This is a genomic window from Bacillus sp. KNSH39, assembly GCF_052656585.1.
This window is the reverse complement of record NZ_JBQXYO010000001.1, coordinates 5,256,887-5,283,472: the sequence shown is the minus strand read 5'-3', so window position 1 is coordinate 5,283,472 and position 26,586 is coordinate 5,256,887. Positions and strand designations below refer to the sequence as shown.

Here is a 26,586-nt window from a genome sequence, read left to right as displayed (position 1 = left end):
AAACCTTCCGAGTCCGGAAGGTTTCTTTTTATTTTGTAACTAATACCTTTTGATTTACAGGTGTTACTGGCTCTTCGCCGTTTAATACAGCTAAAATATTTCTGACAGCCATTTCAGCCATCGCATCACGAGTTTCAAATGTTGCATTCCCTACGTGTGGAGCAAGTACTACATTCTTTAATTCTTTTAGCTCTTCTGTAATTTTCGGTTCAAATTCAAACACGTCAAGAGCTGCTCCTTCAATTTCATTCGTTTTTAATGCATGAGCAAGTGCTGCTTCATTCATAATTGGTCCACGTGAAGCATTTACAATATACGCTGTTTTCTTCATCATTTTAAACTGCTCTTCATCAATCATATGATGTAATTTCGGATTATAAGCACAGTTAATTGTAATAAAGTCTGCTGTTTGTAATAATTCTTCCAACGTCACATACGTTGCTCCCAGTTCACTTTCAGCTTCAAGCTTACGATTTGGCCCTGTATATAAAACATCCATTCCAAATGCTTTCGCACGTTTTGCAACAGCCTTCCCGATTTCTCCAAGACCTATAATTCCGATTGTCTTACCATGGACTTCTCGTCCTAAGAAAAATAACGGTGCCCATCCGTTAAATCCAGTCGTACGACATAACGTATCCCCTTCAGGAATTCTACGCGCCGCTGCTAAAAGAAGTGCAAATGTTAATTCTGCAGTCGCTTCCGTTGATACTTTCGGTGTATTCGTAACTGCAATTCCTTTTTCGCCCGCATACGTGTAATCAATATTGTCGTAACCAGCACCATAGTTTGCAACAATCTTTAAATGAGGCGCTGCATCAATAACTTCTTTTGGCACCTTTGTCGAAAGTAAACTTAACAATGCATCTTTATCTTTTACACGCTCTGTTAATTCATCTATAGAAATTAACTCCTCTTTATTGTACATTTCTACATTATGATCTTTTAATAGTTCTAATCCAATTTCCGGAATTTTTCCCGCTACTAATATTTTTGCCACTACTAACACCTCTTCTATAGAAAATAAGACATCTCTTATATTTCATTGTAAGAAATCCACATATAAAAACCAAGGAATTTGATTATAGTTTTGAAAATCGACACTTTTCCATGAAAAAAGAGGAGATGCAACTCTCCCCTCTTCTTACGCTTTTTCCTGCGATTCTTTTCCAAGCTTCACATCAATAGTTCCTTCTGCAACCGTATCGCTAATTTGCTCCTCAATAACCGATTGAGATGCAGCATTCGTTTCAGAAGTATAAGCTTGTTGCTGTGCACCTTGTACATTTTGTTTGTTTTGTTGTTTCGCCATTTCTTACCCTCCTTTTCATTCTTTCTTATTTTGAACAAAAAGGACAGTTTTCATCAAAAAATTGCGTTTCATTTTGAATTTGTTACTTCTTCTTCAAGCGACCTCATTACTCTTGCTCGCTTCGTAAATGTTGCAACCTGAGTAACACCGTGAGCTCGTAATGTTTGTACATTTTCTTGTACATAATTCCCTAAATCATTTGGGTAATGGGCATCCGAAGAAATCGTAATTGGAACACCATACTTAGCTAATACTTGTAAATATAGTGGACTTGGGCACATTTCACGAACAGGATAACGATAGTATAATCCTGCATTTATTTCTGTTGCCGTATTCGTTTCTACTAATGCACAGGCAATTTCCTCATAATAAGAAAGCTGTTCATTCTCATCCAATCGATAATTAAATACCTTTATATTATCAAGATGAGCGATAATATCAAATAACTCGGTACGAATCGCACTCTCAACTGTTTTAAAAAACATATCATATAATGCGCGTAGGTCATGCACCTCAAAATATTCTTTCGTATCTGGATTATCAAATCCCCAGCCATTTAGAAAATGAACGGAACCAATTACATAATCAAAGTCTCCTAGCTCTAATAATTCTTTTAACTCTCCTTCACAACCAATAAAATAATCCGCTTCAATTCCAAGTTTAAGTGTGACACCTCTTTTCCCCCATCGTTCTTTCGCCTCTTCAATTGCCTTTGTAAAATCATACAGTGAAACTACCCTTACTTGATCTAACCATTCTTTCTGTATACGACCGAGCTTAGAATCACTAATATCTACATATTTTTCATAATATCCTTTTGCTTCATGAAAACGATATAGATGATCAACAATTCCCACTTCTTTTATTCCTTTTCGCACAGCTTCTTCTAAATATAGATCTATCCATTCTGTTGTAAATGGCCCTTCCTTCACACGCTTTTGCAAACGCTCTTGTGTTTTCATAAGCCAATCAATAGAATGTCTTTCTTGAAGCGGTTCATAACATTCCAACGCTTCATTTATTTTAGCAAGCCATCCTATTGAATACGGTCCTTCTTCTAAGTGAAGATGATAATCTACTTTCATATACATTCCCCCTTATAATGTATCTATTTCCCTTCTATCCCCAACTCTCGAAAGCTTTCCATTTCGTTCTTTCACCTCTCGCATCACATCTTCCAATGCAATATTTTTTTCAGCTAATAAAACGAAACAGTGATAAAATACATCAACCATTTCTTTCACTACTTCTTCTTTATCATTATTTTTACATGCGATAATTACTTCAGCACACTCTTCACCAATCTTCTTTAAAATTTTATCTTCTCCTTTTGAAAATAAATAATTTGTATACGATTCAGGAAGTGGGCTTCCCTTTCGTTCTTCAATTGTTTTATACAGCAACTTAAAGGCATTTTCCATATGTATCCCCCTATATAATTTGATAGTGAAAACATGTCTTCTCTCCCGTATGACAAGCAGGTCCTACTTGTTTCACATTCACAACAATTGAATCTTGATCACAATCTAAATATAAAGATTGCACATATTGAACATTCCCTGATGTTTCCCCCTTATTCCATAACGACTGCCTCGAACGAGAATAAAACCATGTTCTTTTCGTCTCTAACGTTTTTTTATATGCTTCTTCATTCATATAAGCTAGCATTAAAACGTCTTTCGTACCTTCTTCGATGACAATTGCCGGTATTAATCCTTTTGAAAAATTAGGTTTCATAACCGCACCTCAATATTTGCATCTCTTAATTTTCGCTTTACACTCTGCACTGTCGCCTCACCATAATGAAAGATGGATGCCGCTAACGCTGCATCAACCGTTGTCTTTTGAAAAACTTCTATAATATGATCCGTATGACCACAGCCTCCTGATGCGATGACTGGAATAGAAACACTTTTTGAAATTTCTTCTGTTAAACGAAGGTCATATCCGCTTTTCGTTCCATCTGCATCCATACTCGTTAACAAAATTTCACCTGCCCCAAGTTTAACAACACGCTTCGCCCATTCTATGGCATCCATTCCTGTGTCAACTCTTCCGCCGTTGACATATACGTTCCATTTACCTTCTGCTACTTTTCTAGCATCAATTGCCACGACAATACATTGTGATCCAAAGTGTTCTGCCCCTTCTTCTATTAACTTCGGGTTTCGCACTGCCGCTGAGTTTATTGAAACTTTGTCTGCCCCAGCTCTTAGTAAATTGTACATATCTTTCACACTTGATATCCCCCCGCCAACCGTAAGAGGAATAAATACTTTTGCTGCTGTTTTTTCTACAACATCTATAATCGTTTTTCTTCCTTCATGAGTCGCCGTAATATCTAAAAATACGATTTCATCTGCCCCTGCCTCGTTATATGCTTCAGCTATTTCAACCGGATCACCGACATCTTGTAATCCTATAAAATTTACACCCTTTACGACTCGCCCTTCTTTCACATCTAGACATGGAATAATTCGTTTCGCTAACATAACTTCGTTACCTGTAATACTTCTTCTAAATCAATCGTTTTCTCGTAAAGCGCCTTTCCAATTATGACACCATATATATTCATATCATTTAACTTTTTCACATCTTGAATAGATGCCACTCCTCCAGAGGCGATGAGACGAATGCCCACACTTTTTTGAAGTATCGCTAATTGTTCAAAATTTGGACCTGCAAGCGTCCCGTCTTTCGAAATGTCTGTAAACACAATCGTTTGAACACCTAAACTTTCCATTTGTTTCGCTAAACTAACGTAAGAAATTTCAGATAGATCAAGCCAACCTCTCGTTGCTACGAAACCATTTTTCGCATCAATTCCAACAATGATTTTCTCTTTATATAGACGAACTGCTTCCTCTAAAAATGACTTATCATAAAGAGCTGCTGTTCCTAAAATCACTTTTTCTACACCTGCTGACAATAACTTCTCCACCGTTACAAGTGAACGAATTCCTCCTCCCACTTGCACAGGAATACGTACCGCCTTGCAGATTTTTTCAATGACGGGCAAATTTAAAGACTCGCCAGCAATTGCACCGTCTAAATCAACAATGTGTAGTATTTCCGCTCCAAGCTTTTCAAATATGATCGCCTGCGCTACTGGATCTTCATTCATCACCGTTTCTTTACTAAACTCTCCTTGATAAAGTCTAACGCATCGTCCTTCTTTTAAATCGATAGCTGGGAAGATTTCCATGCTTCTACCACCCCTTGAAAATTTTTTAATATTTGCATGCCAATTTCGCCACTTTTTTCTGGATGAAACTGTGCACCAAATACATTTCCTTTCGCGACAAACCCTGGTACTTGCATTCCATAATCACTTACTCCGCATACAATTTCATCTGGACAATCCGCGTAATATGAGTGAACATAATACACGAAAGAACCATCCACTAATCCATTCCAAAGCGGAAATTCTCTTTCCTTCCTTAATTCATTCCATCCCATATGAGGAATTTTATACGAAACTTTTAACTTACGAATTTCCCCTGGTAGTAAACCTAACCCGCTACAATCTTTTAGTTCCTCACTTCGTTCAAATAAAAGCTGCATGCCCAAACATATACCGAGGAGTGGTTTTCCTATATCACAAACCTCTTTTAGTACACACACTAAATCTCTTTCTTCTAATACGTCCATCGCTTTCGGAAATGCACCTACTCCCGGTAAAATCACGCCATCGCTTCTCAATATCTCTTTTTTATCACTCGTTACAATGTACTCTGCGCCAATATATTTTAATGCTTGCTCTACACTGCGAATATTCCCCATTCCATAATCTATAATGGCAATCAATTACAACATTCCTTTCGTTGAATTTACACCAGTAATGTTGGCATTTTTTTCGACCGCTTCTCTAAGCGCTCTACCAAAAGCTTTAAATAATGCTTCAATTTTGTGATGTGTATTACTTCCGTATAGAACGCGCGCATGTAATGTAATATTGGCAGCATGTGCAACTGCTCTAAAAAATTCTTCCGTCAATTCTGTATCAAAATCCCCGAGCTTCGGATTTGTTAATTCCCCTTGAAATACACAATATGAGCGTCCACTTATATCAATTGCGACAAATCCTAAAGATTCATCCATCGGTACATACGCAGAACCGTAACGATTAATTCCCTCTTTGTTTTGCAATGCTTCTTTCAAGCAATTTCCGAGTACAATTCCAACATCTTCAACGGTGTGATGTGCATCGACAAATACATCACCTTCTGCTTCAACCTGCAATCCAAATCTTCCATGTCTAGCAAATAAAGTAAGCATATGATCGAAAAAACCAACTCCTGTTTGAATAGATACATTTGTACTTTCATCAAGCTGCAAATTTAATTTAATTTTTGTTTCTGTCGTCTCACGTGCTTGACTGGACTGACGCATTATTTTTCCTCCTCAAACCTTATTTGGATTGCTCTCGCATGTGCATGTAACCCTTCTTTATTTGCAAGCTCTACAATATGATGCTGTACATTTTTTAATGCTTCCTCCGTATAAGAAATAAAACTTGATTTTTTCACGAAATCATCGACTGATAACGGAGAAAAAAATCTTGCCGTTCCGCTCGTTGGTAATACATGATTCGGTCCCGCTAAATAATCCCCGAGCGGTTCAGGTGAATATGGCCCAAGGAAAATAGAGCCTGCATGTTTCACATAATCTAGAGCATTCATTGGTTCTTTTATATGTAACTCTAAATGTTCTGGAGCAATTTCATTTGATAACTTTAGCGCCTCCTCTAAAGAAGGAACGATAAAGATGGCTCCATTTCTATTTATTGATTCACGTGCAATTTCACTTCTTGGTAACGTTTCTAACTGTCTTTCTACCTCTTTTTCTACTTCTTTAGCTAGTTCCATATTCGTTGTAATACAAATCGCCGTTGCTCTCTCATCATGCTCTGCTTGCGATAATAAATCCGCTGCGATATATTTTGCATTACCTGTTTCATCCGCGACAACTACAATTTCTGATGGACCAGCAATCATATCGATATTTACTATTCCGTATACTTCTCGTTTCGCTAGAGCGACGTACAAATTTCCCGGTCCAACTATTTTATCCACTTTCGGAATCGATTCCGTCCCGTATGCTAAAGCAGCAATTGCTTGTGCGCCACCTATCGTATAAATTTCATCTACTCCCGCAAGATCTGCAGCAGCTAATATATGTGGATCAATTCCTCCTTTCCTCGGCGGTGTTACCATTACAATCTTTTTCACACCTGCGAGTTTCGCCGGCAATACATTCATTAATACTGAAGAAGGATATGAGGCTGTCCCACCCGGTACATATACACCTACATTTTCTAACGGCCGAATGAGTTGCCCTCTAATTATCCCTTTACTTTCACAATCGAATATTGAGTGCTTCTTTTGCTTTTCGTGATACGAAACAACGTTTTTCTTCGCCTCTTTTAAAGCTTCTAAAAATGAATTCTCTACAAACATACTCGCTTGCTGTATTTCTTCTTCACTTACACGAAAATTTTTCATCTCTACACCATCAAACTTTTTTGTATAGAAAGATAAAGCCTCATCTTTCCCTTCCCTTACATGTCTAATGATTTCTCTTACACTTCTTTGAACAGTTTCTTCTATTATATTAGCGTTTTCTCTTAGCACTTTTATTTTAGATAATGCCTCCTTAAATTCTTCATAAATGATTTCCATTTTAAATCCTCCTATTTCCCTGATAAGATTTCTTGCTCCATCATATTTATAATGCTGAATATTTCGTCTTTTTTAGTTTTTAAGGCTGCCTTATTTACAATCATCCGAGCCGATATAAAGTACATTTCCTCAAATACAATGAGTCCATTCTCTTGTAATGTTTTTCCTGTTTCAACAATATCTACAATCGCATCTGCCAATCCAAGAAGAGGAGCGATTTCTACAGAACCTTCTATCTTAATAATTTCTACATCCTCTCCCTTATCATGAAAATAAGTAGAAGTAATATGGGGGTATTTCGTAGCGATTCTTTTCTTCCGGTAACTCTTCGGATTATACGTAGGAATAGAAGCAACACAAAACTTACAAATCCCCACTCCTAAATCCAGCATTTCATAAATATCTTTCTCGTTTTCCATTAAAATATCTTTTCCAACGATGCCAATATCAGCTACCCCATGTTCTACATAAGTAGCAACATCAACCGCTTTTACTAAAATAAATGAAACATTTGTATTTTTACTTTGAAATACAAGCTTCCGACCTTTATTTTTGAGCTCGGAACAATCAATTCCAATCTGCTCAAAAAGTGGAATGACATGTTTTTCTAATCTTCCTTTCGTTAACGCAATTTGAATGTTACGCATGAAGCCTCTCCTTCTTTCTGGACTACCCATTTCTCATTCCATACATATTCCACTAAGTATTCATTCTTTGCCTCAACGACCGTTCCTATTTTATTTTTTCTTGCAAATTGAAAGGTATCGCTTAAATTAGAGAATAGAGATAACCAAGCATTTTTCCCATCCTTTCGAAGTAAATTTCGTAACCTTTCTGCTTCCGCTAATCTATTTAACTCATAATGAATCACAATATCAATTTGATTTCGTTCATATGGTTCTTGCTGCTCTTGCAGCGCCTTCACAATTTGATTTACTTGTACCGCGAGTCCAACAGCTGGCAGCATTTCTCCAAAATTCCCAATTAGCTCATCGTATCTTCCGCCACTAACGATTTCTTCTCCAATTTCATATATATATCCTTTGAAAATAACACCCGTATAGTAATCTAAGTGTTGAATCATGCCCAAATCAATTGATATGTAAGAACCATATCCTAACGTTTCAATTGTTTCATACATTTCTTTTACTCTTGCAATTGCCATTTTCATTTCATTACTTGAAGCAAGCTTTTCTGCCTCCTCAATAACTTCTAAATTTCCAAATAGCCTTGGTAATTTCTCAAGTAATCTTACTGTCTCATCGCATCGATCTAATTTCTTTTCTCCGATAAAATTTGAGAGGGCAGCATAATTTTTACTTTCTATATACGTTCTAAGTACTCTTTCTTCTTCATCATGGATGGAGAGCTTTTTTACAATACATTTATATAACTGTACTTGCCCAATCTCAATTGTAAAAGATTGCACATTCAACTTTTGAAGTGCTTGAATGACACTTATTACACATTCAATTTCAGCTCTTACATTATCAATCCCGATAACTTCAATACCACTTTGTACGATTTCATTATATTTTCCAGAATGGGATTCATTCGCTCGAAATACATTCCCGCTATACGTCACTTTAAGTGGCGTATCCCATCTCTGTGTTCCAATCACTCTTGCTAAAGGAATTGTCATATCTGGACGTAAAACGATAATCCTTCCCTTTTCATCAAAAAATTTATACATCTTCTCTTCATCTATCGGTCTATTTTGAAATGCAAAAACATCATAAAATTCAATTGTAGGTGTTCTTATTTCCTCATAACCTCTCTCTAAAAAAGTAAGCCTTAATTTTTGCTCCACTTCTTCAATTAACGTACATTCTTCGAATAAATAATCTCTCGTTCCATTCGGGTTTGCTCGTTTCCATTTTGTCATCTAAATTTTCACACCTTTCCCCTTCTAATGTATGCCTATTTCATTCCCCTAAGCCGAAAATAAAAAGAGCCTTGTAGACAAAATACCTACAAGGCTCTTCAGTAGAGTGTAGGTACAACGGGAATAACCCTTGTACCTACACGTTTTCACGCTAGGTTCAAGGGTTTCATGTATGATGATGTAGTTGTGTAAGCATTGTAATAGATTTTATTGTATTCATAATACTTACTCCCTTTCTCCTCTGATTTTCACATAGTATATAACAGTTAATTTTGAATGTAAATACATTTTTAATATTCCGTCACTTTTTTTAATGTAAAGCCACTTTTCTTTCATACTCTTTTATTTCTTGTTCATATTGCATTGTAATACTAATTTCATCTAAACCATTCAATAACTTCTCTTTCCACATTTTCTCGATTGTAAAATGGAATCTATGCATATTCGTTATAATTATTTCATTTTCTAAATCAACTGTAATTTGTTCCCTCGCATCTGTTTTTGCAAGTTGTTCACGCATATCTTTATCCATTACAATCGGTAACATGCCATTCTTCATACAATTCATATAAAAGATATCGGCAAATCCTCCAGCGATAATAACGCGGAAACCATAATCAGCAAGTGCCCATGGAGCATGTTCTCTAGACGAGCCACATCCAAAATTATCACCTGTGATTAATATGCTGGCTCCTTTTCTTTCTTGTGCATTAAGCGGGAAATTAGGGTTTTCTTGGCGATTATTATCATATCGCCACTCATCAAATAAAAACTTCCCAAACCCAGTTCTTTCAATTCTCTTTAAATATTGCTTCGGAATAATTTGATCTGTATCAATGTTATCATTCATCAGTACTGCGGCAGTACCTTTATGAATACGAAATGGCTCCATCATAACTCTCCTTTCTAATATCAACAAAATGACCATATAACGCAGCCGCTGCCGCCATTGCCGGGCTAACTAAATGCGTTCGTGCTCCCTTTCCTTGTCTTCCTTCAAAATTGCGATTGGACGTAGAGGCACAATGTTCTCCTTCAGGCACTTGATCTGGATTCATACCTAGACACATTGAGCATCCGGGCTCTCTCCATTCAAATCCAGCTTCTTCAAATATGCGATGTAATCCTTTATGCATCGCTGCTTCTCTTACCCTTTGAGATCCAGGTACAACAAGTGCTCGCACACCTTCTTTTACTTTTTTACCTTTCACGACAGATGCAGCAATTTCTAAGTCAGAAAGCCTGGAATTTGTACAAGATCCAATGAAAACATGTTGAACTGGAATGTCATACGTACTTTGTCCGGGACTCAATCCCATATAAGAAAACGCTCTTTCATCATTTGCATCATGCTTTTCTGGCAATTTCTCATCGATCCGAACACCCATACTAGGATTTGTTCCCCACGTAACGTACGGCGCTAAATCCGTAACATCTACTAGAATATGTAAATCATAAACTGCATCTAAATCTGTATAAAGTTCTGACCATTTTTCCTTAATAGATTCATAGTCTTTCGGTGCATATTTACGCCCTTTTACGTAAGCAAACGTTTTTTCATCTGGTGCAATAATGCCAGCCTTTGCTCCCCCTTCAATTGCCATATTGCAAAGCGTCATCCTCTCTTCCATATCCATAGCATGAATGGCCTCTCCGTAAAATTCCATTACGTAACCTGTTCCAACTGCTACTCCGTACTTTGAAAGAAGGTGTAAAATAATATCTTTCGCATAGACACCTTGCGGTAACTTTCCTTTTAACTCAATGCCCATCGCTTTCGGCTTTCGTTGCCATAACGTTTGCGTTGCCAATACATGTTCCACTTCACTCGTACCAATACCAAACGCTAGTGCGCCAAAAGCACCGTGTGTTGCTGTATGACTATCACCACAAACAATCGTTTTTCCTGGCTGTGTGAGTCCAAGTTCTGGTCCTATTACATGAACGATCCCTTGCTCTTCATCTCCGATATCCGCTAATGGCACCTGAAATTGTTTACAGTTTTGCCGAAGTGTATCTAGTTGCTGCTTCGCAATGCGGTCGGTAATATTCCAAACATCTTTCGTTGGAATATTATGATCCATCGTTGCAAATGTTAAATCTGGTCTGCGGACTGTTCGATTTGTAAGCCGCAAGCCTTCAAAGGCTTGCGGTGACGTTACTTCATGAACAAGATGTAGATCGATATATAATAAATCCAATCCATTTTCATTAGTCGCAACTACATGTCTTTCCCAAAGCTTATCTAGTAACCTTTTTCCCATTATCTTCCTCTCCCTACTAACGCTTGCTCTTCCATTTCTTGAATAACTGCCTTTGTAAATGAAGTTGTCGTTTCAGTCCCCCCGATATCTGCTGTACATTTCCCTGATTTAAGGACTGCAGAAACTGCTTCTTCAATTGCATCTCCTTCTCTCGTTAATCCGAACGATTGCCCAAGCATCATTGCAACAGAACGCATCATCGCAATTGGATTCGCCTTATTTTTCCCCGCAATATCCGGTGCTGATCCGTGAATAGGCTCATATAATGAAGGTCCCTTTTCAGCGTGACTTGCTGATGGAAGCATTCCTAATGATCCAGCTAATACTGAAGCCTCATCACTTAAAATATCACCAAATAAATTTTCCGTTACAATAACGTCAAATCTTCCTGGATTCCGAATTAATTCCATAGCTGCTGCATCTACTAAAATGTGTTCTACTTCCACATTTGGGTAGCGAAGTGCTACTTCTTCTGTCACAGTTCTCCATAATTTACTAGACTCTAAAACATTCGCTTTATCAATAGATGTTACTTTTTTCTTCCGCTTATTTGCTAATTGAAAAGCATACGAAACGATACGTTCAATTTCATGGCGATGATACGTAAGTGTATCTGTCGCCACTTCTTCCGTTCGCTCTTTCGGATAAGAAAAATAAATTCCGCCTGTTAATTCACGAACGACAACGAAATCAATTTCATCAGCGTTTTTTAATGGTGATAAATGTGCAGTTGCACTTTCTACCGTTACAGGGCGAACATTCGCAAATACACCGAGTCCTTTTCTTAATGCTAATAATCCTTTCTCAGGCCTTTCTTTCGCACTATCCCACCTTGGTCCACCTACTGCGCCAAGTAAAACCGCATCACTCGCTAAACAGGCGGCAAGTGTTCGCTGTGGTAATGGTTGCCCAGTTAAATCGATAGCAATACCACCAAAGTACTCATCTTGCAAATGAAAATGATGTCCATATAGCCTTTCTACCATATGCAATACTTCCTTCGCACTCTCCATTACTTCTGGACCGACACCATCACCAGCTAAACAAACGATACGTTTTTCCATTTTTAACACTCCTTTTAACTGAATTTTCAGAACTTTAATTTGATAGGTGAGGAAAGCTTCTCTCACCTATCAATTATTTATTTCACAAGCGCTATAAGAGATTTTAATTTCCCTGCTGCATGGACATAAGCCCTCGCCGACGCTTCCAATACGTCTTGCGCAACTCCGAAACCTGATATTTGGTGACTACCTTCTTTTAATTCAACATGAACGTGAGCAAGTGCATCTTGACCTTGTGTAATAGATTGTATGCGATAATCTGCCAATTCACATTCTAATCCTAAAATTCTTTGAATCGCATTGTATATCGCTTCAATACTACCAGAACCAGTGGCTGCATCTTCATATACATTTCCTTCCTCATCCTTCAGCACAACTGTTGCGCATTGTGTACTATTTGATACGAAATGCACTTGTAATTGCGTAATGTTATATTGCTGGGCTGCAAATGCTGCTTCACCAAGCATAATTGCGCGTAAATCTTCCTCAGTAATTTCCTTTTTACGATCCGCCAATTTTTTAAATGCTTCGAATGCCGCATCTCGCTCTTCATTTGTAAATTCATAACCAAGCTCTTTCATTTTTTCCGTAAACGCATGACGGCCAGAATGTTTCCCAAGTACAAAGAGATTTTGAGATTCTCCTATAAGCGCTGGTTCGATAATTTCATAAGTTGTTACTTCTTTTAAAACCCCATCTTGGTGGATGCCTGATTCATGAGCAAATGCATTCGCTCCAACGATTGCTTTATTTTTCGGTACAACCATACCCGTTAACCTGCTTACTAATGTACTCGTCGCCTTAATTTCTTTTAAAGTCATCGAAGGTTCTGCTTTATAAAAATCTTTTCTAATATGAAGAGCTACTGCAACTTCTTCTAACGCTGCATTCCCTGCTCTTTCTCCAATGCCATTAATCGTTCCTTCTACTTGCACTGCTCCCCCTTCAACCGCAGCTAACGAATTTGCTACTGCCATACCAAGATCATCGTGACAATGACAAGAAAAAATCGCTTTTTCATATGATGGAACGGATTCTTGTAAGTATTTAAAAAGAGAATAATACTCTTCCGGATTTGTATATCCAACTGTATCCGGAATATTAATTACATTCGCTCCTGCTCGAATCGCAATTTCTACTGCTTCAGCTAAAAATGCTCTCGATGTTCTTGTCGCATCTTCTGCAGAAAATTGTACTGTCGGAAATAATGATTTTCCGAGCGTAACCGAGCGATGAATACTATTTAACACATCTTCTTTTGACATACAAAGTTTATATTTCATATGAATATCACTCGTAGCTAGAAATACGTGTAGACGAGGAGATACAGCGCCTCTCACAGCTTCATATGCTCTTCGAATGTCACTTTCTTTCGCTCTAGCTAAACTCATAACCGTAGCGTTTTGAATTGTATTCGCGATGCGTTTTACCGATTGGAAGTCACCTTCGGAAGCTGCCGCGAATCCAGCTTCCATTACATGAATACCAAGCCTCTCTAATTGCCTAGCAATTTGTAACTTCTCTTGTTCATTTAAATTTACTCCTGGTGATTGTTCGCCATCACGAAGCGTTGTATCCATGAACAAAATCTGCTTCATATTATTTAATCCCTACCTTTACTCGCGGCTGTACGAAAGGCATCATTTCACGTAATTTACGTCCTACTACTTCGATTTCATGTTCATTCTCTTTCTCATTTGTCGCGTGGAAATTTGGTCTTCCTGCTTTATGCTCTGCAATCCAGCCTCTTGCAAATGTACCATCTTGAATTTCTGCTAATACTGCCCCCATCGCTTTCTTCGTATCTTCAGTAACAACGCGTGGTCCTGATACGAAGTCTCCCCACTGCGCTGTATCTGAAACTGAATATCTCATATTTTCAAGTCCACCTTCATACATAAGGTCAACGATTAGCTTCAGTTCATGTAAACATTCAAAATATGCAAGTTCAGGCTGGTATCCCGCATCAACTAACGTTTCAAATCCTGCTTTTACAAGTGCAGTCACTCCGCCGCAGAGTACAGCTTGCTCTCCAAATAAATCTGTTTCTGTTTCTTCTTTAAACGTCGTTTCTAATACACCAGCTCTCGTTGCTCCAATTCCGTCAGCATAAGAAAGTGCTTTTTCAGTCGCAACTCCTGTTGCATCTTGATATACTGCAAATAATGCAGGAACAGCCCCTCCCTCGGCGAACGTACGGCGTACGAGATGCCCCGGTCCTTTTGGCGCTACTAGAAATACATCTACATTCGCTGGTGGTTTTACTTGATCAAAGTGAACATTAAATCCATGTGCGAACACGAGAGAGTTTCCAGCCTGTAAATTTGGTGCAATTTCAGCTTCATATACTTCTGGTTGTAATTCATCAGGTAATAGAATCATTACTACATCAGCTTTTTCCGCTGCTTCTGCTACTGTATATACAGAAAACCCATCTTCATTCGCTTTATCCCAAGACTTACCTTTTCTTAAACCTACTACTACATCAAATCCGTTATCACGTAAATTTTGCGCATGCGCATGACCTTGCGAGCCATATCCGATGATTGCTACTTTCTTTTCCTTTAATACATTTACTGTTACATCTTTCTCATAATAAACTTTTGCCATTTTCATTTCCCCCTATATTTAAATGATTATTGAATTAACATAACTTGCTTATCTTGTTTTTTCATACTACGTGTAAATGCTGTTACACCTGTTCTAGCAATTTCTTTCAAACCGTATGGACGAAGTAATTCAATTAACGCTTCTACTTTATCTTGCGTACCTGCTACTTGCACAACTATGGAATCCTTCCCAACATCTATTACAGCGGCTCGAAATGGTTCAATTAAACTATATAATTCTGCCCTCGCTACAGAAGTTGCTACTTTAATAAGAGCAAGCTCTCTAGCAATCATTGCTTCTTCTGTAATATCTGATACTTTCAGAACATCGATTTGCTTATGAAGTTGTTTAATTAACTGCTCAACTTGCTGTTCACTTTCAACGTGTACAACAATCGTCATTCGCGATATATCTGATGATTCTGTATGACCTACTGAAATACTTTCAATATTAAAATGTCTTCGTGTCATAACCCCTGTAATTCGGTTTAACACACCACTTTGATTTCGAACTGTCGCTGTAACAATTCTCTTCACCCTTTTTCCACTCCCTCCATTTGGTGAACACCTTTTCCTGGTGCAACCATCGGCATAACCTTCTCTGATTGAAGTACACGACAATCGATTACGACTGGCTCTTGTAATTCGATCGCATGCTGGATTTGCTTCTTTGCAAGAAGTGGATCGTCAATACGAACACCTTTTATACCATACGCATTCGCAAGAGCGACGAAATCTGGTTGGCATGGCAATAAAGAATGTGAATATCTTTGATTGTAAAATTCATCTTGCCATTGTCTTACCATTCCTAAAGCTTCATTATTTAAAATAAATACTTTAACGGGTAAAGCGTGTTCTTTTAATACACTTAATTCTTGCAGAGTCATTTGAAACCCAGCATCACCAACAATTGCAATAACTAGTTCATCTCTCTTTGCAATTTGCGCACCGATTGCTGCTGGAAATCCGAACCCCATCGTTCCTAATCCGCCAGAAGTTACCCATTTATCTGGATTTTTCAACGGATAGTATTGTGCTGCCCACATTTGATGTTGCCCAACGTCTGTTGTTACAATCGCTTCCCCTTTCGTGATTTCATATAGCATATCAATCGCGTATTGAGGTTTAATACTTTCAGAATTTCGTTTATAAGAGAATGGATACTTTTCTTTTCTACTCTTTAATAAAGAGAGCCATTCATGATGATTTTCTTTCTTTCCTTCTGATTGAAGCAATACTTCTAACGCCCGCTTAGCACTTGCAACAATAGGAATCTCTGTTGGCACATTTTTCCCAATTTCTGCTGGATCAATATCGATATGTGCAACAGTCGCCCCTTTAGCAAAAAAAGCTAAATTCCCAGTAAGACGATCGTCAAATCTCGCACCTATATTAATGAGTAAGTCGCATTCATATAACGCCATATTGGCTGTGTAAGAACCGTGCATTCCCCCCATCCCTAGAAATAGCCCATCATCTGGCGGAAAACCACCAAGTCCAAGTAACGTATGCACAACAGGGATTTCATATTTACGGGCAAAACTTGTCAATTCTTTCGAAGCTTTCGCATGCAGTATACCTGCTCCAGCTAAAATTAACGGTTTTTTTGCGGTTTCAATTGCTTGTAGTAATTTGTTTATTTGAAGTAGATTCGGTTCATAATTAGGGTTATATCCTGGTAAATCCATTTGTACATTGCTACATCGCTCACCTTTCTCGACTACCATATCTTTCGGAAGGTCAATAACGACTGGTCCTGGTCTTCCTGTTTTAGCAATATGAAATGCTTCTTTAATAATTCGAGGTAAATCTGAGGCCTTTCGCACTTGATAGTTATGTTTTGTCACTGGCATCGTAAGTCCCATAATATCCGCCTCTTGAAAAGCATCGCTCCCAATTAACGTTGTTGCTACTTGGCCTGTAAATACAACAAGTGGCAATGAATCAATCATCGCATCCGCTAGACCCGTAATTACATTTGTAGCACCTGGTCCACTCGTTGCAATTACAACCCCTGGGTTCCCTGTAATTCTGGCATACCCTTCAGCAGCGTGAATTGCCCCTTGCTCATGCCTTGTTAAAATATGCGGAATTTCACAATCATACAGTGCATCATAGAGAGGTAAAACGGCACCACCCGGATAACCGAAAATCACTTTTACGCCTTCCTTTTCTAGCGCTTCTAACAATAGCTGTGCACCAGTTGCCAGTTTCTCTTCCGTTTTTGAAGACATTGTTCTTATAAGCCCCCTTTTTCAAACTTTTATACAATAAAAAAATCCTACGTCCACACTCCAGCTATGTGCTGAAGGGACGAAAGATTTCGCGGTACCACCCTTCTTTGCAAGAATACTCTTGCCTCAGTGATCCATAAATGGATCTAGCTAATAACGGAGCTACCGTCTAAGCCTAGACAAATGCTTTAGCTTAGCACTCAAGGGCGATGTTCGTCGACGTGAACCATCGGTTTTCAGCAACCACCGACTCTCTGTGAGGCTTCACAATCAACTACTCCTCCCTATCAACGCTTTCTTATGTTAAAAAAGTTTTTATCCAACTTTATTTTCTTCGTAAATTTTCTCTCCATCTTCTACAACTAACTTACGAAACTCTTCTAATAAACGGTTCGTATGTGGACCTGTTTGCCCTAAGCCAATCGTTCTACCATCTACTGTCGTAACAGCAATAACTTCAGCAGCTGTTCCTGTTAAAAACACTTCATCAGCTACATATACATCATGTCTTGTAAATAACTCTTCTCTTACGTCATATCCAAGTTTTTCGCCGATTTCTAAAATGGCGTTTCGTGTAATACCTTCTAACGCTCCAGCAGAACTTGGTGGTGTAATTAATTTATTTCCTTTAACAATAAACACGTTATCTCCTGAGCCTTCAGCTACATATCCTTGATCATTTAACATAAGTGCTTCTTGTACTCCAGCTAATTTCGCTTCAATACGAACTAAAATATTGTTTAAGTAATTTAAAGATTTTACTTGAGGGGATAAAACATCGGGACGATTTCGGCGCGTTGCAACTGTTACAACTGGAATCCCTTTCTCATAATATTCTTGTGGGAATAAAGATAATTGTTCTGCAATTACTACTACATTCGGCTTCTTACATGAATCGGGATCCAATCCAAGATTTCCTGCTCCTCTTGATACAACAAGGCGAATGTATCCATTAGATAATTTATTTTGTCGAATCGTCTCAACAACAATATTTGTTACTTCATCTAATGAATATGGAATTTCTAAAAGGATTGATTTTGCTGATTCATACAACCGGACAAGGTGCTCTCTCAAACGGAAAACATTACCGCTATAAACTCTAATTCCTTCAAACACTCCATCGCCATATAAATAGCCATGATCATATACTGAAACTTTTGCCTCATCTTTTGGAACAAATTCTCCATTTAAGAAAATCCATTGCTCATTCACTAGAAGCGCCTCCTATGTTCTATGAATTTTTTATTGTTTCCTAGTTTACTCTCCTTTCTAAATAAATCAAGTGAATTTTTAGAAAATTTATAATTTTTAATCGTACGTACTTCTTTACTTATATTGATTTAACAACATTGTTAACGTTTACAAAAAGTCAAAAAATTTTTTTCGCCAATTTCCACTAAAAAAATATTTGTTTAAAAGAAGGATTTTCATCAATTGATGCGAATCTATTGTATTCAATAAACGGACGTCCGATTTTATAAATCCGGGAATATATAACGACTTTTGCTGAAAAAGGGGGAAAATAACAAAAATAGCGCTGTCTAAAAATAACATTCATATTTTTCATTTCGTAATCATAATCCTATTTTTAAAAAACAATTTGTCAAAATGAAGGAGGAAATAAATATGGCGTGTGTACAAATTAAAGGAACTAGACAAGAGGTAGTAGAAATGCTGCAATTATTTGATCTAATGGATACGAAAGGTTTTTGTAAATTCGATAATTACGTAGAGGTAGAACCAAATACGCAAGAACATAATCATTTTATTGCTTCAATCGACATCCATTCAAATACTTCTTCTGCCCAAGATACATTAAACGATCAATTCGTTAGTCAAATGCTTACTGGCGTATATAACGACTAAACAAAGATTTACTTCCTACCGTCTTTTCATAAATGCAGTGAACTTGAGCATACTAGCAATTAGATGGTAGGAGGTGAGAATTATGGCTAGAATTGGCGTTGAAAACTCATTAACAGACGTTCAACAAGCTCTTCAGCAACAAGGTCATGAAGTTGTTACACTTAACTCAGAACAGGATGCACAAGGTTGTGATTGTTGCGTTGTAACTGGGCAAGATTCTAATGTGATGGGCATTGCAGATACATCAATTAAAGGATCAGTCATTACAGCTCACGGTTTAACAACGGATGAAATTTGTCAACAAGTTGAAAGTCGCACTTAAAAAATGAAAGAGGACTCCTTTTAAAAGGAGTCCTCTTTTTTATATTCACCTAACGGGAAAGTAACATATACTGGATGAAAGCCCTACCTCTCTCTCATCATTACGGTTCCACTGACCGCTCCTTGATTCACTAGTATACATATATAGCTTACAAATACAATTTATAGGGTTTGTTCACAAAAGTTGTTGATAAAATTACCCGATCTTTCGCAAACTTTTCGTATTGCATTCATAAGAGATATTTACTTTACACTAGCTGTAACCGAGACACGAATTAAAATTCTAACACCAATACAATAACTTGTCAATATTTTTCCGCAAATTAAAAACAGACATTAACGGTTTGTCTGTTTTAGAATGGAGCTTTTTCTTTTATTACATATACAACAAAGCCGCTTACTAACATAAATAAGCCAACTACTAAGTTTTTGATATTAATCATAAATTCCTCTCCCTTATTCCACACATCATATATATTTACATTTCAATTATTCCGATCATCCTAAAGCGCACTTTTTCTAATATATCATAATTCCTAAAAAATGCAAGTTCACTTTTGACGACCATTCACAAATTTATCTACAGTGCTTGGTACAGTATTTAAAGCCTTTTCAATTAAATGTGTACTGCTGTTGAGATGTAATACTTGCACCCCATTAGAACCAACTACTAAAAAAGCTACTGGACTAATGGAAACCCCAGCCCCGCTTCCTCCTCCAAATGGATGCCCTTGTTTGTTCTCTTTATGCTGATTTTGCCCACCGTTATGTTTTTCAGTAATGAAATCCCCTTTAAAATCACTTCCACCAGCTCCAAAACCAAAAGCCACTTGAGATACTGTTAATACTACATTTCCGTCAGCTGTTGAAACCGGGCTCCCAACAATTGTATTTACATCTACCATTTCTTTTAAATTTGTCATTGCCGTTTTCATTAAATTTTCAATTGGATGTTCCATTATGTATTGCACCCTTTCCTCATTATTCCTTTTTATATTTTCCAAAATAGAGGAAGTCATACTAACTTTTCCTATTTCAAGAAAACATTTTCCTCCTTTTAAAAGATACTACTCCCTGTACATGCTCCGGTATAGTGAAACTTTAATCAGTGGGATGTGTACGTAGCTCGACTCTCACAAATAGCGGGATAAAAAAGAAAAAGAGATACATACTACTATTGAACCTTGTTATGAAAGGAGTCATGACTTTGACTGAGAAATTTGATGATTATAAAAGAAAAGATAGAATAGATAGTGATTATAGTGACTATAAAGAAGAGTACGCCGCTGAGGTTGCACCACAACGCATTGATTATGATTACAATGATAAAGACGATAAAGATGTTGTAAAATCGTCCGCTGCTGGATCAACTGCTGGTTTTATCGCTCTTGCGCTATCTATCTTATCGCTATTTACATTTCCAACACTATTTGGTCTTGTTTCTGTTTTACTCGGTATTTACGCTTATAATCGCGGAGCTACTGTAACTGGTGGTATCGCTGCAGTTGTCGGTGGAATTGCTGCACTTATCGCAATTTTATTCCGAGTAGCACTTATTGGTCTATTGTTCTCCCTGTTCTAAAAAAGAAAAAGGTATCTCGCTTAACGCGGGATACCTTATCCTGTAAACACATCTTCCGATGGATATTTTATTTTTTGTTTTGCTGGTCGCGCTAAAGAGAACACAAGTGTTAATGGTCCAATTAATCCGCAGAACATAACAAACATAATAATACATTTTCCGAATGCCGATAGCTTTGCAGTAATTCCCATCGTTAATCCGACTGTGCCAAACGCTGATATTGTCTCAAATAATAATTGAATAAAGCTGAAGTTTTCTGTAAGCATTAATATGAATACCGCTGCTAAAATAAGTATTTGACTGGCAACAGCAATCGCTAAGGCCCTCGTTACTGTTGACATTTTAATTGTACGCTGAAATAAAACAATTTCCTCCTTTTTTCTAAAGAAAGAAAGGACAGATGTAATTAAGATAACAAACGTCGTTAATTTAATTCCTCCACCTGTCGATACACTTCCTGCACCAATAAACATCAAAATCATCGTAAATAATATAGATGATTCTTCCATACCTCCATAGTCAACCGTATTAAATCCAGCTGTCCGCGGAGTAATACCTTGAAAGAAGGAAGCCCATAGTTTTTCATTTAAAGATAAATTCCCTAACGTCTTCACATTATTATATTCCAATACAAAAATCACAATCATTGCTATAATATTTAGCACTACTGTTCCAATAATCATTATTTTTGAGTGAAGTGATAATTTTCGAAAACTGCGGCTATACCATATATCAATTAATACGGTAAAACCGAGTCCCCCAATTACAATTAAAGAGCAAATCCCAATATTAATAATGGGATCCCCTACATATCTTGTTAAATTATCTGGCCATAAAGCAAATCCTGCATTATTATAAGATGCAATTACATGAAAAATACTATAGTATAAACCTTTTCCAAAACCAAACTCTGGAATAAAGCGAAACGATAAAAAGATGACCCCAATAAGTTCAATACAAATCGAAAATATAAAGACACGCTTTACTAATTTTACAAGACCACCTATATTTGTTTGATTAAATGCTTCTCCAATTAATAAACGATGGCGTAATCCGATTTTTTTACCTAGTACCCAAACAATTAAAATGGCAATTGTCATAAGGCCTAGACCACCTGTTTGAATTAAAAACATAATAACAATTTCGCCAAACATCGTAAATGTACTTGCTGTATCCACTACTCCCAAACCAGTTACGGTCGCTGCTGACGTTGCTGTAAAGAAAGCATCTACCCAACTAATATGTACTTTCGTTGCGAATGGTAATTTTAATAACAAACCGCCAACCACAATTAAGCAGAAAAAGCCTAATGCTAATATTTGTGGTGGGTTTAATCGTATAAGACGATTATACAGCCCTTGTTTTTTTGTTACGTCCATATCACTAACTCCCTTATTAAAGTGAAGCTTTCCCCTCATACAATAAAAAGCTTTTTAAAAGCCCTTAAATAATTGGGACAAACCTTATATTCTCATAATATAGTTGAGCATAATCCTTTTTTTCATAGATTACAACTTTTATTTATATTCAGATTCCTTTTCGTTTTATGCCGGAAAACTCTATATCCTAACTCAATATTGCTAGCAATAACAATTTCATATGTACTATTTTTCAAATCCCCATATCTTTCACTCTATGTTCACATAGAGGTCACATCCACCTTTTATAGTATATGTATCGAAGCTGTTCCTCCCTAATTTATAAGACATTCCCCAGTGTCTTTGAATAGCTTCCATCCCTAATTAAATTGACATAAATTGTCCCCTTCCTTGACCATCTTATATATGATGGTCTTATTTTTTTGTCTTTCTATCTTTTATTTAAAACTCCCTCTCTCTTTCACTCTATATTCACACAGAGGTCACATCTACCTTTTATAGTATATGTATCGAAGCTGTTCCTCCCTAATTTATAAGACATTCCCCAGTGTCTTAAAGCAGCTTCCATCCCTAATTAAATTGACATAAATTGTCCCCTTCCTTGACCATCTTATATATGATGGTCTTATTTTTTTGTCTTTCTATCTTTTATTTAAAACTCCCTCTCTCTTTCACTCTATGTTCACACAGAGGTCACATCTACCTTTTATAGTATATGTATCGAAGTTGTTCCTCCCTAATTTATAAGACATTCCCCAGTGTCTTAAAGCAGCTTCCATCCCTAATTAAATTGACATAAATTGTCCCCTTCCTTGACCATCTTATATATGATGGTCTTATTTTTTTGTCTTTCTATCTTTTATTTAAAACTCCCCCTCTCTTTCACCCTATGTTCACATGAGAGTCACACCTACCTTTTATAGTATATGTATCGAAGTTGTTCCTCCCTAATTTATAAGACATTCCCCAGTGTCTTAAAGCAACTTCCATCCCTAATTAAATTGACATAAATTGTCCCCTTCCCTTGACCATCCTATGTGATGGTCTATTTTATTTTCCAAACACAAAATCAGTCTATCTACACTTAAACAAAAATGAAAAATTCAGAAAATATTGTCAAATTAGGTATTTTTTCGGTATAATTACTTTAGAAAGAAATTTCGCAAAAACAAAAGGGGGGATTTTATTGAAACAAACAAAAGCAATCTTAATCGCATTATTTCTAGGTCTAGTTGTTGGACTCACTCTAAATTTAGCTGCTCCATCTATCTTTGAGCCACTAAATCAATTTGTGTTCAACCCAATTGGTCAATTGTTTATTCGACTTATTAAAATGCTAGTTGTTCCTGTTGTGTTCATTTCTATCGTACTTGGTGCTGCCGGCCTTGGAGATCCGAAACAACTTGGAAGAATCGGTTTAAAATCAATTTCATTCTTTCTCGTAACAACTGCGGTTGCCATCTCTATAGCGGTTACATTTGCACTTATTATAAAACCAGGAGCTGGCGGTAATTTTAAAACAGAAGGTCTTAAGTATGAAGGTGCAAAAACTGAAACATCTTTCGTCGACACATTGCTAAATATCGTACCAGATAACCCAGCAAAAGCGATGGCTGACGGAAACATGTTACAAATCATTGCCTTTGCCGTATTGATTGGACTCGGTATAGCTATTTTAGGAAAACGAGTTCAAGGTATCCATTCATTACTTGAACAGGGCAACGAATTAATGATGTATCTTGTTAATCTCATTATGAAATTAGCCCCAATTGGAACATTCGGTTTGCTCGCTTCATCCGTTGGTAAAATGGGGCTTGCAGGCGTCGCTGCGATGTTCAAGTATATGATTGTCGTTATGTTAGTACTCATTATTCACGGGGTCTTTGTATATGGCGGCTTATTAAAGGTATTAGCAAAAGAAAGTATTGTTCGTTTCTTTAAACATTTCGGACCAGTAATGGCAATTGGATTTAGTACATCTAGCTCTAATGCATCGCTTCCATTTGCAATGAAAACAGCACAAGATAAACTTGGCGTTCCAAAAGCGATAAGCTCATTTGTACAACCACTAGGGGCAACTATTAATATGGATGGTACTGCCATTATGCAAGGGGTAGCCACTGTATTTATCGCTCAAGTATACGGAGTTGAACTTACATTACCGCAATTAGCTATGGTCGTATTAACTGCTGTACTAGCTAGTATCGGTACTGCTGGTGTACCTGGTGTTGGACTTGTAATGCTTACAATGGTTTTAAATCAAGTAAATCTACCAGTAGAAGGTATCGCTTTAATTATCGGTATTGACCGTATTTTAGATATGTCTAGAACAGCTGTAAACATTTCTGGTGATGCAATTTGCGCAATGATTGTCGCAAAATCAGAAGAAAAATATAATACGGATCAATCGGCAGCATCTTAAATCAAAAAAGGAGTGATGAATTTCACTCCTTTTTTGATTTACTCCCTTTTTTAGAACGATATTCTTTCCCTTTATTATCATTACCAGTTTCAAATTCAGTGCTAAATTCCTGATTAAACTGGCCGGACTTTGGTGATCCTTGATTACCGCTCCCTTTACTACCGTTACGATTCGTCATATTTCTCCCTCCCTTCCTTGTATTAGTAGTATGGCGCTCTATCTTTTTTCATACACATTTTATTTTTTAACATCTATTACACATGAAAGAAGACCTTCCATATATAAGGAAGATCTTCTCTTTCATCACGTAAGCGTTTTCTTGTTTATAATCACTTAAATAAGTTTTTTGGAAATCGAAATCATTACATTCATTTCATCTTCTGAAAGTGTAGAGAATCTTTCTTGTAAATATTGTTTTTTCGCATCTTCCATTTTCGCAACTAAATCTTTCCCTTGTTCTGTAATCTCTAAATACACAACTCGGCGATCTGATGTAGAACGTGAACGAGTTACAAAACCTTTATTAATTAATTTTTCTGTAACAGCTGTAATATGACTATTCGACACATTTAATTCATTTGCTACACGCGATACCATTTCTTTATTCGTACGATTTAATATTCTCAGGACGATGAATTCATTCCACGGTATGTAACCACCGAATATTTTTCCGATATCATTACGCAATGTGCGAAACATAGCAAACACATTTGTCGATAGTTCTTCCATTAATTGCTCTCGATTTTGAGACAACTTTGACAGCTCCTTTTATTTCATTTAGTTAAATAAAAACCTTATTAATAATTTTACATGAAATCTTACTTTTTGTCACCTTATTTTCCCATAATTCGTAGTTTTTTAATATGTAGTTCATGATAAAATGAAGTTAACTTCCAGAAAAAGGGGGTATCTTAATGCATGAGGAGGAGAAATTCTCAAATCTCAGCCTAAAAGATAAAACGATTATCATTAGTATTATTGCTCTTTTTCTCATTATAATTTTTGCATTTATATTTTTTGTATATGTAGGAATCTTTCAAATTACAGGTATAGAGTATAGTTCACGTACTGCTTTACTTCTCTTTTTTTATTAATCACTTTCTTAGATGGTATTACATTATTTATTTTCAGTTTCTTCAAAGCGCTGCTATATCCATTGACTCAAAACATGTCAAATTGGATTTCTCTCACTCTTTTCTCATTCATTGAAATTACACTAGATTGGTTCGTCATTCATACTGCTGATGATTGGATAGAAAGCGTACAAATGTCCAACTTAACTGAATTATGTGTCGTACTATTCTTTTTTCTATTAAATAAATTATTAAGTGACAAGAAAGAGTAAGAATACAAGCTTTTCTATATAAAAATTGGTACAATGAAAGCAAATCTTACTAAAGAGGTGTTAATTATGAACTTACAACAATGGGCTGATAAAGGTATGTCCTTTGATACATATGTGAATGAAATGCAAGTAAACCAATACGAGCTACTACACATTTACAATAATTTTTTAATTCCAAATGAATTACTTCCTGTATTAGAAGAACGTCAAAATGATGGCTGGCGTGTTATCGTATTAACTGCTGATTGGTGTGGCGATGCTCTTTTATGCGTACCTGTTATGAAACGAATTTCTGAAGTTGCAAATATTGATATGAGTTTATTAATTCGCGATGAAAACTTAGAATTAATGGATCAATATTTAACAAATGGAACAGCACGTGCGATTCCAATCTTTATTTTCATTGATAAAGATGGAAATGAACAAGCTGTTTGGGGACCACGCGCTCCAAAAGTACAAGAATTAGTAACTTCAATGCGCGCTACATTACCTGAAAAAGAAGATCCAACTTTCGAAGAAAAACAAAAAGAAATGTATGCTAATTTCCGTGCTACATTAGCTGATGATACTTCTCTTTGGGAACATGTAATGGAAAACATGATGGAAAAAGTAGTAAAATAAA

General features: G+C 36.7%; 30 protein-coding genes, 1 pseudogene and 1 other annotated feature. Of the genes and pseudogenes, 6 read left to right on the top strand and 25 right to left on the bottom strand.

Translation table 11 applies throughout. From position 1 onward, the window contains the following. Positions 1-28: 28 nt before the first annotated feature. From ACUL40_RS27170 to ilvE, 20 genes are all read right to left on the bottom strand, one after another. A complete protein-coding gene (locus tag ACUL40_RS27170; protein WP_001062858.1) occupies positions 29-1,000 on the bottom strand; it encodes an NAD(P)-dependent oxidoreductase in 972 nt (323 codons plus the stop codon). Positions 1,001-1,144: 144 nt separating this feature from the next. Continuing rightward, positions 1,145-1,312, bottom strand: coding sequence for a YozQ family protein (locus tag ACUL40_RS27165; protein ID WP_001118878.1), 168 nt, complete (start codon positions 1,310-1,312; stop codon positions 1,145-1,147). 68 nt (positions 1,313-1,380) lie between these two features. Next, entirely contained in the window at positions 1,381-2,397 is a 1,017-nt protein-coding gene (locus tag ACUL40_RS27160; RefSeq protein WP_000861839.1) for a histidinol phosphate phosphatase domain-containing protein, read from the bottom strand. A 12-nt stretch (positions 2,398-2,409) separates the two neighbouring features. Next, positions 2,410-2,733, bottom strand: a complete 324-nt coding sequence (hisE, locus tag ACUL40_RS27155) for a phosphoribosyl-ATP diphosphatase (RefSeq protein WP_000426358.1) — start codon at positions 2,731-2,733, stop codon at positions 2,410-2,412. A 10-nt stretch (positions 2,734-2,743) separates the two neighbouring features. Then, positions 2,744-3,049, bottom strand: coding sequence for a phosphoribosyl-AMP cyclohydrolase (hisI, locus tag ACUL40_RS27150; RefSeq protein WP_000803956.1), 306 nt, complete (start codon positions 3,047-3,049; stop codon positions 2,744-2,746). After that, a complete protein-coding gene (gene hisF, locus ACUL40_RS27145; RefSeq protein WP_000880108.1) occupies positions 3,046-3,804 on the bottom strand; it encodes an imidazoleglycerol phosphate synthase cyclase subunit in 759 nt (252 codons plus the stop codon). The genes hisI and hisF overlap by 4 nt, the downstream gene beginning before the upstream one ends. Further along, positions 3,798-4,517 (bottom strand): 1-(5-phosphoribosyl)-5-[(5-phosphoribosylamino)methylideneamino]imidazole-4-carboxamide isomerase, encoded by a 720-nt coding sequence (gene hisA, locus ACUL40_RS27140; RefSeq protein ID WP_000402298.1) that lies wholly within the window; start codon positions 4,515-4,517, stop codon positions 3,798-3,800. Before hisA ends, hisF begins: the two co-directional genes overlap by 7 nt. After that, the gene (hisH, locus tag ACUL40_RS27135) at positions 4,490-5,119 is read right to left on the bottom strand and encodes an imidazole glycerol phosphate synthase subunit HisH (protein ID WP_000560360.1); all 630 of its coding nucleotides are present in this window, start codon (positions 5,117-5,119) and stop codon (positions 4,490-4,492) included. The genes hisA and hisH overlap by 28 nt, the downstream gene beginning before the upstream one ends. Next, a complete protein-coding gene (hisB, locus tag ACUL40_RS27130; RefSeq protein WP_001249949.1) occupies positions 5,120-5,704 on the bottom strand; it encodes an imidazoleglycerol-phosphate dehydratase HisB in 585 nt (194 codons plus the stop codon). After that, the gene (hisD, locus tag ACUL40_RS27125; RefSeq protein WP_000402933.1) at positions 5,704-6,993 is read right to left on the bottom strand and encodes a histidinol dehydrogenase; all 1,290 of its coding nucleotides are present in this window, start codon (positions 6,991-6,993) and stop codon (positions 5,704-5,706) included. Before hisD ends, hisB begins: the two co-directional genes overlap by 1 nt. 11 nt (positions 6,994-7,004) lie before the next feature. Continuing rightward, positions 7,005-7,640 carry an ATP phosphoribosyltransferase gene (gene hisG / locus ACUL40_RS27120; protein ID WP_001244493.1) on the bottom strand — a complete coding sequence of 212 codons (636 nt, stop codon included), beginning with the start codon at positions 7,638-7,640 and terminating at the stop codon, positions 7,005-7,007. Continuing rightward, entirely contained in the window at positions 7,616-8,878 is a 1,263-nt protein-coding gene (locus ACUL40_RS27115; RefSeq protein WP_000170300.1) for an ATP phosphoribosyltransferase regulatory subunit, read from the bottom strand. The genes hisG and ACUL40_RS27115 overlap by 25 nt, the downstream gene beginning before the upstream one ends. Before the next feature lie 310 nt (positions 8,879-9,188). Continuing rightward, positions 9,189-9,770, bottom strand: coding sequence for a 3-isopropylmalate dehydratase small subunit (gene leuD, locus ACUL40_RS27110; RefSeq protein ID WP_000433187.1), 582 nt, complete (start codon positions 9,768-9,770; stop codon positions 9,189-9,191). After that, positions 9,748-11,142, bottom strand: coding sequence for a 3-isopropylmalate dehydratase large subunit (gene leuC / locus ACUL40_RS27105; protein ID WP_000518109.1), 1,395 nt, complete (start codon positions 11,140-11,142; stop codon positions 9,748-9,750). Before leuC ends, leuD begins: the two co-directional genes overlap by 23 nt. Beyond that, positions 11,142-12,206, bottom strand: a complete 1,065-nt coding sequence (leuB, locus tag ACUL40_RS27100) for a 3-isopropylmalate dehydrogenase (RefSeq protein WP_000415363.1) — start codon at positions 12,204-12,206, stop codon at positions 11,142-11,144. The genes leuC and leuB overlap by 1 nt, the downstream gene beginning before the upstream one ends. 77 nt (positions 12,207-12,283) lie before the next feature. Beyond that, the gene (leuA, locus tag ACUL40_RS27095) at positions 12,284-13,804 is read right to left on the bottom strand and encodes a 2-isopropylmalate synthase (protein WP_000809600.1); all 1,521 of its coding nucleotides are present in this window, start codon (positions 13,802-13,804) and stop codon (positions 12,284-12,286) included. Between the two features lies 1 nt (position 13,805). Next, a complete protein-coding gene (ilvC, locus tag ACUL40_RS27090; protein WP_001151740.1) occupies positions 13,806-14,816 on the bottom strand; it encodes a ketol-acid reductoisomerase in 1,011 nt (336 codons plus the stop codon). A 26-nt stretch (positions 14,817-14,842) separates the two neighbouring features. Next, on the bottom strand, positions 14,843-15,352 hold the full coding sequence (ilvN, locus tag ACUL40_RS27085) for an acetolactate synthase small subunit (protein WP_445423111.1): 510 nt from the start codon (positions 15,350-15,352) through the stop codon (positions 14,843-14,845). Next, positions 15,349-17,049 (bottom strand): acetolactate synthase large subunit, encoded by a 1,701-nt coding sequence (gene ilvB / locus ACUL40_RS27080; protein ID WP_000095868.1) that lies wholly within the window; start codon positions 17,047-17,049, stop codon positions 15,349-15,351. Before ilvB ends, ilvN begins: the two co-directional genes overlap by 4 nt. Before the next feature lie 72 nt (positions 17,050-17,121). Further along, positions 17,122-17,349, bottom strand: a binding site (T-box leader). A 15-nt stretch (positions 17,350-17,364) separates the two neighbouring features. Further along, positions 17,365-18,261, bottom strand: a complete 897-nt coding sequence (gene ilvE / locus ACUL40_RS27075) for a branched-chain-amino-acid transaminase (protein WP_001005486.1) — start codon at positions 18,259-18,261, stop codon at positions 17,365-17,367. Positions 18,262-18,675: 414 nt separating this feature from the next. Between ilvE and ACUL40_RS27070 the strand changes: the two genes are divergently transcribed. Both ACUL40_RS27070 and ACUL40_RS27065 read left to right on the top strand, forming a co-directional pair. Further along, entirely contained in the window at positions 18,676-18,915 is a 240-nt protein-coding gene (locus ACUL40_RS27070; protein ID WP_000752514.1) for a DUF3911 family protein, read from the top strand. A gap of 82 nt (positions 18,916-18,997) precedes the next feature. Beyond that, positions 18,998-19,237 carry a YkuS family protein gene (locus tag ACUL40_RS27065; RefSeq protein ID WP_000101022.1) on the top strand — a complete coding sequence of 80 codons (240 nt, stop codon included), beginning with the start codon at positions 18,998-19,000 and terminating at the stop codon, positions 19,235-19,237. Positions 19,238-19,589: 352 nt separating this feature from the next. Here the strand turns inward: ACUL40_RS27065 and ACUL40_RS27060 are convergent, their stop codons facing one another. Both ACUL40_RS27060 and ytfJ read right to left on the bottom strand, forming a co-directional pair. Next, positions 19,590-19,679 carry a hypothetical protein gene (locus ACUL40_RS27060; protein ID WP_000608227.1) on the bottom strand — a complete coding sequence of 30 codons (90 nt, stop codon included), beginning with the start codon at positions 19,677-19,679 and terminating at the stop codon, positions 19,590-19,592. Positions 19,680-19,787: 108 nt separating this feature from the next. After that, positions 19,788-20,255: a GerW family sporulation protein gene (gene ytfJ / locus ACUL40_RS27055; RefSeq protein WP_000204234.1), complete on the bottom strand. Its 468-nt coding sequence runs from the start codon at positions 20,253-20,255 to the stop codon at positions 19,788-19,790. 188 nt (positions 20,256-20,443) lie between these two features. Here ytfJ and ACUL40_RS27050 point away from each other — a divergent pair, with 188 nt between their 5' ends. Beyond that, entirely contained in the window at positions 20,444-20,818 is a 375-nt protein-coding gene (locus ACUL40_RS27050) for a hypothetical protein (protein WP_000136542.1), read from the top strand. Positions 20,819-20,853: 35 nt separating this feature from the next. Here ACUL40_RS27050 and ACUL40_RS27045 read toward each other — a convergent pair whose 3' ends face one another. Then, entirely contained in the window at positions 20,854-22,197 is a 1,344-nt protein-coding gene (locus ACUL40_RS27045; RefSeq protein WP_000383524.1) for a TrkH family potassium uptake protein, read from the bottom strand. 1,186 nt (positions 22,198-23,383) lie between these two features. Between ACUL40_RS27045 and ACUL40_RS27040 the strand changes: the two genes are divergently transcribed. Continuing rightward, on the top strand, positions 23,384-24,619 hold the full coding sequence (locus ACUL40_RS27040; protein WP_445422669.1) for a dicarboxylate/amino acid:cation symporter: 1,236 nt from the start codon (positions 23,384-23,386) through the stop codon (positions 24,617-24,619). Between the two features lie 22 nt (positions 24,620-24,641). Here ACUL40_RS27040 and ACUL40_RS27035 read toward each other — a convergent pair whose 3' ends face one another. Together ACUL40_RS27035 and ACUL40_RS27030 are read right to left on the bottom strand one after the other, a co-directional pair. After that, on the bottom strand, positions 24,642-24,797 hold the full coding sequence (locus ACUL40_RS27035; protein WP_000184928.1) for a hypothetical protein: 156 nt from the start codon (positions 24,795-24,797) through the stop codon (positions 24,642-24,644). 155 nt (positions 24,798-24,952) lie between these two features. Beyond that, complete coding sequence (locus ACUL40_RS27030) at positions 24,953-25,372, bottom strand: MarR family winged helix-turn-helix transcriptional regulator (protein ID WP_000081434.1); 420 nt, start codon at positions 25,370-25,372, stop codon at positions 24,953-24,955. Positions 25,373-25,533: 161 nt separating this feature from the next. Here ACUL40_RS27030 and ACUL40_RS27025 point away from each other — a divergent pair. Together ACUL40_RS27025 and ACUL40_RS27020 are read left to right on the top strand one after the other, a co-directional pair. Next, positions 25,534-25,964: pseudogene (locus ACUL40_RS27025) on the top strand (regulatory YrvL family protein). A 33-nt stretch (positions 25,965-25,997) separates the two neighbouring features. Further along, complete coding sequence (locus ACUL40_RS27020; RefSeq protein WP_002023667.1) at positions 25,998-26,585, top strand: thioredoxin family protein; 588 nt, start codon at positions 25,998-26,000, stop codon at positions 26,583-26,585. The last annotated feature ends 1 nt before the right edge of the window (position 26,586 follow it).